Raw genomic sequence first — 13,294 nt, 5'->3', positions numbered from 1 at the left:
AACGGGAGCAGGGCCGTACCAGGTAACGGTACGGCCCTGCGGGGTGTCGGCGGGGGGCTGGTCAGACCAGCTCGTATCCGGCCTCGTCGACGGCGGCGCGTACGGCCTCCACGTCGAGCGGGGACTCGGAGACGACGGTGACCTCGCCGGTCTTGGCGACGGCCGTGACCGAGGAGACGCCGGGAAGCTCGGAGATCTCGCTGGAGACGGCGCCTTCGCAGTGGCCGCAGGTCATGCCCTTGACGTGGTAGACGGTGGTGAGTTCGGTCTTCGTCTCTGCGGACATGGCGCGCTCCTCCGGGTGCGGATCCTTACAGGAACAGATAATACCCCTAGGGGGTATGGATTGCACGCACGCCCGGCGTGTGGGCCGGGTCACGACCGGCGACGTCGAGCCGGAGCCGGGAGTCGCCGGCCGGAACCCATGATAAATACCCGATATGTCGCATTCGGGGATCACGCTCATCCTGATCATGGCGATCGCCGTCCTGGCGCCGCTGCTCGCCTACGTGGTCGGGCGGAAGCTCCCCGTCCCCCTCGTCATCTTCGAGATCCTGCTCGGCATCCTCATCGGCCCCGACGTCCTGGGCTGGGCCCGCCCGAGCGAGCTGATCGACGGCCTCTCCGAGCTCGGCCTTACCATGCTGATCTTCCTCGCGGGGTACGAGATCGAGTTCGGCAAGGTCCGCGGCGACACCCTCCGTCGCTCGATCCGGGCCTGGCTGACCTCCGTCGTGCTCGGACTCGCCGCCGGCATCCTGCTCGGCGGTGGATACGCCAAGGGCGTCTTCATCGGGGTGGCGCTCACCAGCACCGCGCTCGGAACCGTCCTGCCGGTGCTCCGGGACGCGGGCGACCTCCACGGACGGTTCGGCTCGGTCGTCATGGCCTTCGGCGCCGTCGGCGAGTTCGGCCCGATCATCGCCATGGCGCTGCTGCTCAGCGGGCGCGGCGCGGGGGAGTCGACCGCGCTCCTCGCCGTCTTCGCCGCGCTCACCGCCGGCGCCGTGTACTGGGCGCTGCGGCCGCGCCCGCCGTGGTTCTCCAGGATCATCGCCAGGACTCTGGACACCAGCGGCCAGTTCGCGGTCCGGTTCGTCTTCCTGCTGCTCGCCCTGATGCTCGGGGCGTCGACGGCCCTCGGCCTGGACGTGCTGCTCGGCGCCTTCGCGGCCGGACTCGTCACCCGGCTCGTGCTGACGGGGGCCGCGCCCGAGTCCGGCCCGCGCGTCCTGGAGAAGGTCGAGGGCGTCGGCTTCGGCTTCCTCGTCCCCGTCTTCTTCGTCGTCACCGGGATCGAGTTCGACCTGGACTCGCTCCTCTCCGGCGGCAGGACCCTGCTTCTGCTCCCGCTCTTCCTGCTGCTCTTCCTGCTGGTGCGCGGCGGGCCGATCTGGCTCCTCGCCCCGCGCGACCTGGGCCGGAAGGACCGGACCGGGCTCGTCCTGTACGGCTCCACCGCCCTGCCGCTCGTCGTGGCGATCACCACCATCGGCGTGGACGACAAGGTCCTGGGGGCGGGCGAGGCGGCGGCCCTTGTCGGGGCCGCCATGGTCTCCGTCCTCGTCTTCCCGCTGCTCGCGCTGAAGCTGCGGGCGGGGGCCTCTCCGGGATCCGGGGCCGCTCCCGGGGCCGGGGCCGACCGCGCGGCCCGGCCCGGGGGGTCCGTCAGCGGTTCCGAGTCGTGGTGACCGGCGGCGCCGGGGACGAGCCCTCGGTCAGGGGGATGAGGTAGCGGAGGAGGAGGGTCTTCAGCTCGGCGATCACGGCGTCCCGCTCGGGCCCCTCGGGCGCGGCGAGCACGAGGTCCAGGCCGCCCTTGAAGGTCGCGAAGGTCATGTCGGCGATGCGCGCACGGTCCTGGGGCGGTATGCCGGGGGCGTAGTGCGCGATCACCTCCCGCACCCGGGCGAGCAGCGAGACGTGCAGGGCGTCGTGCTCCTCGGCGATCCGGCCGGGTGCGTCGGAGCCGTGCATCAGGGCGAGGAAGGCCGGGTTCGCGCAGTTGAACTCGATCATCGGGTCGACCACGGCGTCGAGCAGCTCCGGCAGCGGCAGGCCGAGGTTCTCCGGGGTGAACGCCTGGCCGTGGGCCTCTCGCATCTGGTGCAGGAGGCGCTCACCGAGCTCGATGGCGATGGCTTCCTTGTTCGGGAAGTACTGGTAGAGCGTGCCCGGCGAGACATGGGCCTCGCGCGCGATGGCGTTGGTGCTCGCCGCCGTGTAGCCGTTCGAGCAGAAGACGTTCGCGGCGGCCTGTAGCAACTGCGCGATACGCCGCTCGCCGCGCGCCTGACGGCGGCGCGGCTTCGACTCGCCGGAGGCGTCTCCGGACGCGGCGCCGGACATGTCCCCGGACACGTCTCCGGGCACGCCGTCGGGCATGTCTTCGGACATGACTGTCCCCAGCTTTCCTCAACACGTTTGACAAATGCGAGAGGTCGCTCGCATTCTTGAGAAACGCGAGTGATCACTCGTGTTTGCCAGTCTATGGCAACGGGCGACCCATGTGCCCTGTCGGGAGACCGGCGCACGGGTCAGGTGAAGGGGACACCTCGTCATGGCCGAAGTCAAGAAAACAGCGCCCGAGGGGGGCGCGCGCGGGGGCGGGAGCCCGAGCGGGTCCGGAGGGTGGACGCGGTTCGTGACCGCACGGCCGCGCCTCACGCTCCTCGTGGCCCTCGTCCTCACCGCCCTCGCCGTCCTCGCGGGCGGCGGCGTCGCCGACCGTATGGGCAGCGGCGGCTGGGAGGACCCGGCCGCCGAATCCACGTACGCGACGAAGGCCCTTGAGCGCCACTTCCCGGGCTCCCAGCCCAATCTGCTGCTGCTCGTGGACGCCGGCCCGGCCGGTGTCGACGCCCCGGCGGTCGCCGCCGAGGCCCGGAGGCTGGCCGAGCGGCTCGACGCCGAGCCGGGCGTCGACGGCGTCGGCTCCTACTGGTCCACCGGCTCGCCCGCCCTCCGCTCCGAGGACGGCGGGCAGGCCGTGATCGCCGCCCGCATCGCCGGCGAGGAGAAGGACGCCGCCGCCGTCCTCGACCGGATCGCCCCCGAGTACCGCGGCACGCACGGCCCCGTCGAGGTCACCCTCGGCGGCGGCCTCGCCGTCCGCCACGAGATGCAGGTGGTCATCCAGGAGGACCTGCTGCGGGCCGAACTCATCGCCCTGCCCCTCACCCTCGTCCTCCTCGTCATGGTCTTCGGCAGCGCCGTCGCCGCCCTGCTGCCGCTCGGCGTCGGCATCGTCGCCATCCTCGGCACCAACGCGGCCCTGCGCGGCATCACCGAGTTCACCGACGTCTCGGTCTTCGCGCAGAACCTGACGACGGCCCTCGGTCTCGGACTCGCCATCGACTACGCCCTGTTCGTCGTCCGCCGCTATCGCGAGGAGCTCGCCGCCGGGGCCGACACGTACACCGCCGTGCGCACCACCCTGCGCACCGCCGGACGGACCGTGCTCTTCTCCGCCCTGACCGTCGCCGTCTCGCTCGCCGCGATGCTGGTCTTCCCGCAGTACTTCCTGCGCTCCTTCGCGTACGCGGGGATCGCCGTGGTCCTGCTCGCGGCGACCGCCGCACTCACCCTGCTCCCCGCGGCCCTGGTCCTGCTCGGCGACCGGGTCAACGCGCTCGACCTGCGGCGCCTTCTCCGGCGCGGCCGCGCCGCCCGGAAGACCGCCACCGGCGGCGCGGGTGCGCACGAAGGCGGCGACGCCGCGGGTGCACGCGAAGGCGGCGAGGGCGCGGGCTGGGCGCGGGCCGCCGCGCTCGTCATGCGCAGGGCGCCCGTCTTCGCCGTCCTCACCACCGCGGGACTCGTCCTCCTCGGACTGCCCTTCCTCGGCGTCGAGTTCGGCACCGCAGACGACCGCCAGCTCCCCGTCACCGCCTCCTCCCGGGTCGTCCAGGACCAGCTGAGGGACGGCTTCCCCGGCGACCCCGGGGGCGGGATCACCATCCTCGCCGAGGGCCCGGCCACCCCCGCCGAGTACGCGGCCTACCGCGAGCGGATCACCGTCCTCGACGGCGTCGCACGCGCCGACGGGCCGGTGACCGCCGACGGCGGCCACGCCTACTTCACCGTCGTGCCCGAGGGCGAGGCCGTCGGCGCGGAGGCCCAGCGGACCGTGGCCGAACTGCGGGCCGCGCCCGCCCCGTTCGAGACCTCCGTCACCGGACAGGCCGCCGTCCTCGTCGACTCCAAGGACGCCCTCGCCGAGCGGCTGCCCTGGGCGGCGGGCATCATCGTCCTCGTCACGCTGCTCCTCGTCTTCCTGCTCACCGGCAGCGTCCTCATCCCCGTCCAGGCCGTCGTCCTCAACGCCCTCAGTCTCACCGCGATGTTCGGTGCGGTCGTCTGGGTCTTCCAGGACGGCCACCTCTCCGGCCTCCTCGGCTTCACCCCCACCGGAGACATCGAGACGACCCTGCCGGTCCTCATGTTCTGCGTGGCCTTCGGACTCTCCATGGACTACGGGGTGTTCCTGCTCTCCCGCATCAAGGAGGAGTACGACGCCACCGGCGACCACGAGCACTCCGTCCGCTTCGGCCTCCGGCGCACCGGCGGCCTCATCACCGCCGCCGCCGTGATCCTCGCCGTCGTCATGGTCGCCATCGGCACCTCCCGCGTCACCAACACCAAGATGCTCGGCCTCGGTGTCGCCCTCGCCGTCCTCATGGACGCCATGGTGGTCCGCAGCCTTCTCGTCCCCGCCGTGATGAAGCTGACCGGCCGGCTCACCTGGTGGGCACCGGGCCCCCTGCGGCGCTTCCACGACCGCTTCGGCATCAGCGAGTCGGACGGAGCCGCCCCCGGCCGGCCCTCGGACACCGAAAGATCAGCCGAGGCGCCCGAGGTGCCCGAGGCATCCGACGGGCGGCGGCGTGAGGCCGCCTCCCTGCGCGGATGAGACAGCCGGACGCCGGGCCCCGGAAGAGTTCCGTGGCCCGGCGGTCCCGGCACGACCGGCGCCGTGACGGCGCCCGGCGGTCCCCGGCCGGTGGCTTCCGTCAGTCGCGGCGGCCCCGATTGCCCGGGCGGCTGGCGACCCAGGCGCGGATCGTGTCCGCGTACCAGAAGGGCTTGCCCGATTCCACCTGGTCGGGAGCCGGCAGCAGTCCGTGCTTCCGGTAGGAACGGACCGTGTCGGGCTGCACCCGGATGTGTGCCGCGATGTCCTTGTACGACCAGAGCCTCTTGTCCGTCATGCCTGGTACCTCCCTGCGCACCGCGCAGCGGCGGCGGGGGTGCCGTTCGGGGGCGCTGCGGGCGGGCGTGTGGCGATCACTGAGCCTGTGCCCCCTGCAACGGCCGCTTCAGACCGGAGGAGAGCGCCTGTCGTGCGCCTGTGACGGAAAGCCCGCGTAACGGAGACATGTGTGACGCCGGAAGGACGTACGTGACGAAAGAGATGTATCAGGAGGCCGGTGTGTCCGCGTGCGTCACCCCTGGTCGGGCAGGTATGCGCCGGTCACACGCCGCAGGAACGCAGAAAGCGCCGGGTGCGCAGCGCGATGGGGAACGGGACGTCCGGCTCGCACGGGTACATGTCCTGCTCCACGATCGCGAACAGATCCACGTCCAGGGCCTCCGCGGCGGCCAGGACGGGCTCCAGGGCCGGCACCCCGGACGGCGGCTCGCACATCACGCCGCGCGCCACCGCCGGTCCGAACGGCACCTCCTCCGCCACCACCCCGGCCAGGACCTCCGGGTCGACCTGCTTGAGATGGAGGTAGCCGATCCGCTCGCCGTACGTCTCGATCAGCTTGACGCTGTCCCCGCCCGCGTACGCGTAGTGCCCGGTGTCCAGACAGAGCGAGACCGCCTCCGCGTCGGTGGCGTCGAGGAACCGGGTGACGCTCTCCTCGCCGTCCAGATGGGTGTCGGCGTGCGGATGGACCACGATCCGCAGCCCGTACCGCTCCCGCACCTCCCGGCCCAGACGCTCGGTGAGCCGCGTCAGGTCCCGCCACTGTCCGGAGGTCAGGGTCCGCTCCTCCAGGACCTCGCCCGTGCGGTCGTCCCGCCAGAAGGACGGGATGACGACGAGGTGGTCCGCGCCCATGGCCTGCGCGAGGGCCGCGTTCTCGGCGACGTGCGCCCAGGTGCGGTCCCAGACCCCGGGGCCGCGGTGGAGACCGGTGAAGACCGTCCCCGCCGAGACCCTGAGGCCGCGGCGGGAGGTCTCCTCCGTGAGGACGCCCGGGTCGGTGGGGAGATAGCCGTACGGTCCGAGCTCGATCCACTCGTACCCCGCGCCGGACACCTCGTCGAGGAAGCGCTGCCAGGGCACCTGCCGGGGGTCGTCGGGGAACCACACCCCCCAGGAGTCCGGGGCGGAGCCCACCCGGATGCGGGAGGTCCGGGGGGACGGCGACGGCTGCGGCGACGGCTTCGTCATGCCTGCCACCTTGGCCGTGGCCCGCGAGCAGCGTCAAGCAGGCCGCCCCGCCGGAACCGCTCGTCCGAATGTCCGGACATATCGTTGACACGCCTCCGGGCGGACGGCTAGACCTGGGTGCGGGCAGACCCGGGGCGGGGCCGAGCCGAGAGGTGGCGCGTGGAGACGGAGCCGTACGACCTGATCACCATGGGGCGCCTCGGCGTGGACCTGTACCCGCTCCAGACCGGCGTCGGGCTCGACCGGGTCGAGACCTTCGGCAAGTTCCTCGGCGGCTCCCCGGCCAACGTGGCCGTCGCCGCCGCCCGGCTCGGCCGCCGCACCGCACTCGTCTCCCGCACCGGCGCCGACGCCTTCGGCACCTATCTGCGCCGCGAGCTCAAGGACTTCGGGGTGGACGACCGCTGGGTGGCAGAGGTCGAGGAGTACCCCACGCCCGTCACCTTCTGCGCCCTCTTCCCGCCCGACGACTTCCCGCTCACCTTCTACCGGCGGCCCAAGGCCCCCGACCTGGAGATCCACCCGCACGAGCTCGACCTCGACGCGATCCGCGCCGCCCGCGTCTTCTGGGCGACCGGCACAGGGCTGAGCGCCGAACCGAGCCGCGCCGCGACCCTGGCGGCACTGAAGGCCAGGTCAGGCCGGGAGTTGACGGTCCTCGACCTGGACTGGCGGCCCATGTTCTGGACGGACCCGGCGGCGGCCCGCCCGTACTACGCGGAGGCGCTGCGGTACGCGACCGTGGCCGTCGGCAACCTCGACGAGGTCGAGGTGGGGACGGGAGAGCGCGAGCCGTACGCGGCGGCCCGCGCGCTCCTCGCCGGCGGACGAGGCGACGGCGACGGCGGCGGGCTCCGGCTCGCCGTGGTCAAGCAAGGCCCCCGGGGTGTCCTCGCGCTCGCCGCCGACGGGACGTGCGCCGAGGTGCCGCCGCTGCCGGTGGAGGTCGTCAACGGCCTCGGAGCGGGCGACGCGTTCGGCGGGGCGCTCGTCCACGGGCTGCTCGCCGGCTGGGACCTCGACACCGTCCTGCGCCACGCCAACGCCGCCGGCGCGATCGTCGCCGGCCGCCTCGCCTGCTCGTCCGCCATGCCGTACGCCCGGGAGATCACCGAGGCCCTCGCCGCGGGCAGCGGAACCCTGCCGGAGAGCGTGGGCAGCGGAACCCTGCCGGAGAGCCCGGGCAGCGGAACCCCGCCCGGGGAGGGGTAGGGATGGCGCCATGAGCCCTGACCGTCCCCCGTCCCTCCACCTGCCCGCCGGAACCGCCGCCCGAGGCCCGTACACGGTCGACATCGACCCCCGCCGGGCCGGATGGACGTACTCCGCCCTGCGGGTCCTCACCCTCGGACCCGGGGAGTTCCACTCCTTCGGGAGCGGGGATTCCGAATGGGTCGTGCTTCCCCTCTCCGGTGCCTGTAGCGTGCGCGTCGACGGCGAGATCATCGAACTCCTGGGCCGCGCGAGCGTGTTCGAAGGGGTGACCGACTTCGCCTATGTACCGCGCGACGCCCACGCCCAGATCGCCTCCGGTGCGGGAGGCCGCTTCGCTTTGGCAGGAGCGAAGTGCGAGCGACGACTCCCCGCCCGCTACGGCCCCGCGCCGGAGGTTCCCGTCGAGACGCGGGGCAGCGGCAACCGCGCCCGCCAGGTGCGCAACTTCGCCTCGGCGGACGCCTTCGACTGTGACCGGCTCATCGCCGTCGAGGTCGTCACGCCCGGCGGCAACTGGTCCTCCTACCCGCCGCACAAGCACGACGAGCACCGACCCGGGGCCGAGTCCGTCCTGGAGGAGATCTACTACTACGAGATCGAGGGCCCGAACGGCCTCGCGTACCAGCGGATCTCCCCCTCACGGCCCGGCGGCGCCGAGCTCCTCGCCGAGGTCCGGGACGGCGACGCCGTCCTCGTGCCCGACGGCTGGCACGGCCCCTCGATCGCCCAGCCGGGTCACGCCCTGCACTACCTCAACGTCATGGCGGGCCCAGGCCCCGGCCGGGAGTGGAAGATCTGTTTCCACCCGGACCACACGGAGGGATACGCATGAGCATCCGGCTGACCGTCGCCCAGGCGCTCGTGCGCTTCCTCGCCGCCCAGTACACGGAGCGCGACGGAGCCCGGCACCGACTGATCGCCGCCACCTGGGGCATCTTCGGTCACGGGAACGTCGCCGGGATCGGCCAGGCGCTCCTCGAAGAGCCCCGCATGCCCTTCCACCAGGGCCGCAACGAACAGGCCATGGTCCACGCCGCCGTCGGCTTCGCCCGGCAGCGGAACCGGCTCTCCGCGCACGCTGTCACCACCTCCATCGGCCCCGGCGCCACCAACCTCGTCACCGGCGCCGCCCTCGCCACCGTCAACCACCTGCCGGTCCTGCTCCTCCCGGGCGACACCTTCGCGGGCCGCCCCGCCGACCCCGTGCTCCAGCAGCTCCAGGTCCCGTACGCGGGCGACGTGTCCGTCAACGACTGCCTGCGACCCGTCTCGCGCTACTTCGACCGGGTCACCCGGCCCGACGCCCTGATCCCGGCCGCCCTCGAAGCCGCGCGGGTCCTCGCCGACCCCTCCGGGACCGGCGCCGTCACCCTGGCCCTGCCGCAGGACGTCCAGGCGGAGGCGTACGACTGGCCCGAGGAGTTCTTCGCCGAGCGGGTCTGGCGGATCCGCCGGCCCCGCCCCGACACGGCCGAACTCGACGCCGCCGTCCAGGCCGTGCGGAGCGCCGTGCGCCCGCTGGTCATCGCGGGTGGCGGAGTGCGGTACAGCGGCGCCGAGGACGCCCTGCGCACCCTCGCCGAGCGCGTCGGCCTGCCCGTCGTCACCACCCAGGCCGGCAAGGGCGTCCTGCCGTACGACCACCCCTGTGAAGCGGGCGGTGTCGGCCACACCGGCAGCTCCACCGGCAACGCGCTGGCCCGTGCCGGCGATCTGGTCATCGGCGTCGGCACCCGCTACACCGACTTCACCACGGCCTCCGGCACCCTCTTCTCCGAGGGCACCCGCTTCCTCAACCTCAACATCACCGGCTTCGACGCCCACAAGCAGGGCGCGCTGCCGCTCGTCGCCGACGCCCGCGAGGGCCTCACCGCCCTCACCGAGGCGCTCGGCGACCACCGCCAGTCCATGGCGCAGTGGACGTTCTCCAAGCGGGACTGGCAGGAACGGATCGACGCGGCCTACGCCGTCCCCGACGAGGACGCCCGCCCCACGCAGGCGCAGGTCCTCGGCGTACTCGACACTCTGGTCGACGGAAGCGACATCCTGATCAACGCCGCGGGATCGCTCCCCGGCGACCTCCACAAGCTCTGGCGGACGCGCTCGCCGGACCAGTACCACGTCGAGTACGGCTACTCCTGCATGGGCTACGAGATCCCGGCGGCCATCGGTGTCCTGCTCGCCGCACCCGGCCGGCCCGTCTGGGCGCTCGTCGGCGACGGTACGTATCTGATGAACCCCACCGAAATCGTCACCGCGGTGCAGGAGCGCCTGCCCCTGCGGCTGATCATCCTGCAGAACCACGGCTACGCCTCCATCGGCGGTCTCTCGGAGGCGGTCGGCGCCGAGCGGTACGGCACCGACTACCGCCACCGGGACCGGGACGGCGGCTTCACCGGACCCCCGCTCCCCGTCGACCTCGGCGCCAACGCCGCCTCCCTCGGGATGCGGGTGCTGCGCCCCCGCACCGTCCGTGACCTGCGGGAAGCCCTCGCGGACGCGCGCGCCACGACGGTTCCCACATGTGTCTACGTCGAGACCGAAACGGCAGACACAGTGTCGGGCCCGCCCCCGGCCCAGGCGTGGTGGGATGTGCCCGTGGCCGAGACCTCGACCCGCCCGTCGGCGGTCAAGGCCCGCGAGGGGTACGACCGGCACGTCACCGCCCGACGCCGCCATCTCTGAAGGAGTAACTCGTCATGACGAAGACCGTCCACCACTGGATCGGTGGCAAGACCGTCGAGGGCACGTCGGGCAACTGGGGCCCGGTCACCGACCCGGCCACCGGCACCGTCACCACCCGGGTCGCGCTCGCCTCCGTCGACGAGGTCGACGCCGCCGTCGCCGCGGCGAAGGACGCCTTCGCCACCTGGGGCACCTCCTCGCTCGCCCAGCGCACCACCATCCTCTTCACGTTCCGCGCGCTGCTCGACGCCAACCGCGACGCCATCGCGGAGCTGATCGTCGCCGAGCACGGCAAGGTCCACTCCGACGCGCTCGGCGAGGTCGCCCGCGGCCTGGAGATCGTCGACCTGGCCTGCGGCATCACCACCCAGCTCAAGGGTGAGCTCTCCACCCAGGTCTCGAACCGCGTGGACGTGGCGTCGATCCGCCAGCCCGTCGGCGTCGTCGCCGGCATCACGCCCTTCAACTTCCCGGCCATGGTGCCGATGTGGATGTTCCCGATCGCCATCGCGACCGGCAACACCTTCATCCTCAAGCCCAGCGAGAAGGACCCGTCGCCGTCCCTGAAGATCGCCGAGCTGCTCGCCGAGGCGGGCCTCCCGGACGGTGTCTTCAACGTCCTGCACGGCGACAAGGTGGCCGTCGACCGCCTCCTCGAGCACCCGGACGTCTCCGCGATCTCCTTCGTCGGCTCGACCCCGATCGCCCGCCACATCCACACCACCGCCTCCGCCAACGGCAAGCGCGTCCAGGCGCTCGGCGGCGCCAAGAACCACATGCTGGTCCTCCCGGACGCCGATCTCGACGCGGCGGCCGACGCGGCCGTGTCGGCGGCGTACGGCTCCGCCGGCGAGCGCTGCATGGCGATCTCGGCGGTCGTGGCCGTCGGCGCCATCGGCGACGAGCTGGTGCAGAAGATCCGCGAGCGCGCCGAGAAGATCAAGATCGGCCCCGGCAACGACCCCACCTCCGAGATGGGCCCGCTCATCACGGCCGTCCACCGCGACAAGGTCGCCTCCTACGTCCACGGCGCGGCGGCCGAGGGCTGCGAGGTCGTCCTCGACGGCACCGGGTACACGGTCGAGGGCCACGAGAACGGCCACTGGATCGGCCTCTCCCTCCTGGACCACGTGCCGACCACGGCCAAGGCGTACCAGGACGAGATCTTCGGCCCGGTGCTCTGCGTGCTGCGCGCCGGGACGTACGAGGAGGGCCTCGCCCTCATCAACGCCTCGCCGTTCGGCAACGGCACCGCGATCTTCACCCGTGACGGCGGCGCCGCCCGCCGCTTCCAGCTGGAGGTCGAGGCCGGCATGGTCGGCGTGAACGTACCGATCCCGGTGCCGGTGGGCTACCACTCCTTCGGCGGCTGGAAGGACTCGCTCTTCGGCGACCACCACATCTACGGCAATGACGGCGTGCACTTCTACACCCGCGGCAAGGTCGTCACCACCCGCTGGCCGGACCCGTCCGAGGCCCCGGCGGGCGTGGACCTGGGCTTCCCGCGCAACCACTGATCCCCTCATACGCATGGCCGGGCCCCGGGGCACGTACCCCGGGGCCCGGCCTCTGCCGTGCGTGCGCCTACCAGCGCGAGTGCAGGAGCCTGTTCGGGGAGCCGGTCCTCGGGTCCTGGACCTTGCCGCTCGTGGCGTTGTTCGCGAGCGCGGTGCTCACCTGGGCCGGGGTGGCCGTGGGGTGGGCCGCCAGGTAGAGGGCGGCGACGCCCGCCGTGTGCGGGGCGGCCATCGAGGTGCCGGAGATGGTGTTGGTCGCGGTGTCGTTGTCCTTCCACGCCGAGGTGACGGAGACGCCCGGCGCGAAGAGGTCCACGCAGGTGCCGTAGTTGGAGAAGGAGGCCCGCTTGTCGGCGGAGTCCGTGGCGCCGACGGTGATGGCCTCGGGGACGCGGGCGGGGGAGTAGTTGCAGGCGTTCGCGGGCCAGCCGAGGATGTTGCCGTTGCCGGCGGCCACCGCGTAGGAGACGCCCGAGGCGATCGAGCGCTTCACCGCGTTGTCGAGGGAGGTGTTCGCGCCGCCGCCGAGGCTCATGTTGGCGACGGCGGGCTTGACCGCGTTGGCCGTCACCCAGTCGACGCCCGCGATGACACCGGCGGTGGTGCCGGAGCCGGCGCAGTCGAGGACACGGACGGCGACCAGCTTCACGCCCTTGGCGACGCCGTACTTCGCACCGCCGACGGTGCCGGCCACATGGGTGCCGTGCCCCTGGCAGTCCTGGCCGTTCTGCCCGCCGCCGACGGTGTCGGTCCCGACGGTGGCCCGCCCGCCGAACTCGCCGTGCGAGGTGCGGATGCCGGTGTCGATGATGTACGCGGTGACGTTCGACGCGCTGGTGTCGTACGTGTACGTCGTCGAGAGCGGCAGGTCGCGCTGGTCGACCCGGTCCAGGCCCCAGGTGGCCCCGGTCTGGGTGTCGGCGATCCGTACGGTCGCGTTCTGCTCGACGTACGCCACCCGGGGGTCGGCGGCGAGCTCGGCGGCCCGGGCCTTCGACATCGTGGTGGAGAAGCCCTTGAGGGCGGAGCGGTAGACGTGCTTCGGGGTGGCGCCGAGGTCGGCGGCGCGGGTCGAACCGTCCTTGAGGACGACGATCCAGCTGTTCTCGAGGGCGGTGGCGGCCGGGGCGAGCCGCAGATCACCGGGGGAGGGGGCGCTCTGGGCGGTGGGGGAGACGGCGAACTGGATACCGGCGGCGAGCGCGAGGACGGGGACGAGTGCCGTGAGGCGGCGGGGGATGCGATTCATGCGGTGGGGCACCTGAACCCTTCGTGGACCGGGTGGGGTGCCCCACAGAGTGACGTCTTGACATGAGCAACACAAGAGTTCGTTTCGGTCGTTCGCCGTTCCCCCACGCTCTCCTCACCGGACGCGTGTACTGCGCCCGCTGTACACGGAACGTCCCGCGTACGACTCCAGGACGCCGCCGAATCCCTCTGCGGTCAGCCGTGGCCCACAGGCAGCCCGCTTAGG

General features: G+C 72.5%; 11 protein-coding genes. 6 read left to right on the top strand and 5 right to left on the bottom strand.

Annotated features, from left to right (window positions below; genetic code table 11):
* Positions 1 to 61: 61 nt before the first annotated feature.
* Entirely contained in the window at positions 62 to 286 is a 225-nt protein-coding gene (locus ACFVYX_RS01740) for a heavy-metal-associated domain-containing protein (RefSeq protein WP_389679278.1), read from the bottom strand.
* 154 nt (positions 287 to 440) lie between these two features.
* Between ACFVYX_RS01740 and ACFVYX_RS01735 the strand changes: the two genes are divergently transcribed.
* On the top strand, positions 441 to 1,691 hold the full coding sequence (locus tag ACFVYX_RS01735) for a cation:proton antiporter (RefSeq protein WP_389679277.1): 1,251 nt from the start codon (positions 441 to 443) through the stop codon (positions 1,689 to 1,691).
* Here the strand turns inward: ACFVYX_RS01735 and ACFVYX_RS01730 are convergent.
* The gene (locus tag ACFVYX_RS01730; protein ID WP_389679276.1) at positions 1,669 to 2,397 is read right to left on the bottom strand and encodes a TetR/AcrR family transcriptional regulator; all 729 of its coding nucleotides are present in this window, start codon (positions 2,395 to 2,397) and stop codon (positions 1,669 to 1,671) included. The genes ACFVYX_RS01735 and ACFVYX_RS01730 overlap by 23 nt on opposite strands.
* Positions 2,398 to 2,560: 163 nt before the next feature.
* On the opposite strand from ACFVYX_RS01730, the gene ACFVYX_RS01725 reads away from it, so the two are divergent.
* The gene (locus tag ACFVYX_RS01725; protein ID WP_389679275.1) at positions 2,561 to 4,912 is read left to right on the top strand and encodes an MMPL family transporter; all 2,352 of its coding nucleotides are present in this window, start codon (positions 2,561 to 2,563) and stop codon (positions 4,910 to 4,912) included.
* A gap of 100 nt (positions 4,913 to 5,012) precedes the next feature.
* Here ACFVYX_RS01725 and ACFVYX_RS01720 read toward each other — a convergent pair whose 3' ends face one another.
* Positions 5,013 to 5,210 carry a helix-turn-helix transcriptional regulator gene (locus ACFVYX_RS01720; RefSeq protein WP_389679274.1) on the bottom strand — a complete coding sequence of 66 codons (198 nt, stop codon included), beginning with the start codon at positions 5,208 to 5,210 and terminating at the stop codon, positions 5,013 to 5,015.
* Positions 5,211 to 5,473: 263 nt separating this feature from the next.
* Entirely contained in the window at positions 5,474 to 6,403 is a 930-nt protein-coding gene (locus ACFVYX_RS01715; protein WP_389679273.1) for a sugar phosphate isomerase/epimerase family protein, read from the bottom strand.
* A gap of 189 nt (positions 6,404 to 6,592) precedes the next feature.
* Here ACFVYX_RS01715 and iolC point away from each other — a divergent pair, with 189 nt between their 5' ends.
* From iolC to mmsA, 4 genes are read left to right on the top strand one after another with little or no spacing between them, the layout of a single operon-like run.
* A complete protein-coding gene (gene iolC, locus ACFVYX_RS01710) occupies positions 6,593 to 7,615 on the top strand; it encodes a 5-dehydro-2-deoxygluconokinase (RefSeq protein WP_389679499.1) in 1,023 nt (340 codons plus the stop codon).
* Between the two features lie 10 nt (positions 7,616 to 7,625).
* Positions 7,626 to 8,450 (top strand): 5-deoxy-glucuronate isomerase, encoded by an 825-nt coding sequence (gene iolB, locus ACFVYX_RS01705; protein ID WP_389679272.1) that lies wholly within the window; start codon positions 7,626 to 7,628, stop codon positions 8,448 to 8,450.
* Positions 8,447 to 10,303 (top strand): 3D-(3,5/4)-trihydroxycyclohexane-1,2-dione acylhydrolase (decyclizing), encoded by a 1,857-nt coding sequence (gene iolD / locus ACFVYX_RS01700; protein WP_389679271.1) that lies wholly within the window; start codon positions 8,447 to 8,449, stop codon positions 10,301 to 10,303. The genes iolB and iolD overlap by 4 nt, the downstream gene beginning before the upstream one ends.
* Before the next feature lie 14 nt (positions 10,304 to 10,317).
* Positions 10,318 to 11,820, top strand: coding sequence for a CoA-acylating methylmalonate-semialdehyde dehydrogenase (gene mmsA, locus ACFVYX_RS01695; protein ID WP_389679270.1), 1,503 nt, complete (start codon positions 10,318 to 10,320; stop codon positions 11,818 to 11,820).
* A gap of 67 nt (positions 11,821 to 11,887) precedes the next feature.
* Here the strand turns inward: mmsA and ACFVYX_RS01690 are convergent, their stop codons facing one another.
* Positions 11,888 to 13,069 carry a S8 family peptidase gene (locus ACFVYX_RS01690; RefSeq protein WP_389679269.1) on the bottom strand — a complete coding sequence of 394 codons (1,182 nt, stop codon included), beginning with the start codon at positions 13,067 to 13,069 and terminating at the stop codon, positions 11,888 to 11,890.
* Between the last annotated feature and the right edge of the window lie 225 nt (positions 13,070 to 13,294).

It is taken from the genome of Streptomyces sp. NPDC058326 (genome assembly GCF_042879855.1).
Classification (GTDB): domain Bacteria; phylum Actinomycetota; class Actinomycetes; order Streptomycetales; family Streptomycetaceae; genus Streptomyces.
The sequence above is the reverse complement of the archived record's forward strand: the minus strand, read 5'-3'. Positions and strand labels throughout refer to the sequence as shown.

Excerpts from the sequence above, each read along its gene's own strand:
- iolB (WP_389679272.1), top strand. The coding sequence starts at position 7,626 with ATGAGCCCTGACCGTCCCCCGTCCCTCCACCTGCCCGCCGGAACCGCC.
- ACFVYX_RS01725 (WP_389679275.1), top strand. The coding sequence starts at position 2,561 with ATGGCCGAAGTCAAGAAAACAGCGCCCGAGGGGGGCGCGCGCGGGGGC.
- iolD (WP_389679271.1), top strand. The coding sequence starts at position 8,447 with ATGAGCATCCGGCTGACCGTCGCCCAGGCGCTCGTGCGCTTCCTCGCC.
- ACFVYX_RS01690 (WP_389679269.1), bottom strand. The coding sequence starts at position 13,069 with ATGAATCGCATCCCCCGCCGCCTCACGGCACTCGTCCCCGTCCTCGCG.
- ACFVYX_RS01720 (WP_389679274.1), bottom strand. The coding sequence starts at position 5,210 with ATGACGGACAAGAGGCTCTGGTCGTACAAGGACATCGCGGCACACATC.
- ACFVYX_RS01740 (WP_389679278.1), bottom strand. The coding sequence starts at position 286 with ATGTCCGCAGAGACGAAGACCGAACTCACCACCGTCTACCACGTCAAG.
- iolC (WP_389679499.1), top strand. The coding sequence starts at position 6,593 with ATGGGGCGCCTCGGCGTGGACCTGTACCCGCTCCAGACCGGCGTCGGG.
- mmsA (WP_389679270.1), top strand. The coding sequence starts at position 10,318 with ATGACGAAGACCGTCCACCACTGGATCGGTGGCAAGACCGTCGAGGGC.
- ACFVYX_RS01730 (WP_389679276.1), bottom strand. The coding sequence starts at position 2,397 with ATGTCCGAAGACATGCCCGACGGCGTGCCCGGAGACGTGTCCGGGGAC.
- ACFVYX_RS01715 (WP_389679273.1), bottom strand. The coding sequence starts at position 6,403 with ATGACGAAGCCGTCGCCGCAGCCGTCGCCGTCCCCCCGGACCTCCCGC.
- ACFVYX_RS01735 (WP_389679277.1), top strand. The coding sequence starts at position 441 with ATGTCGCATTCGGGGATCACGCTCATCCTGATCATGGCGATCGCCGTC.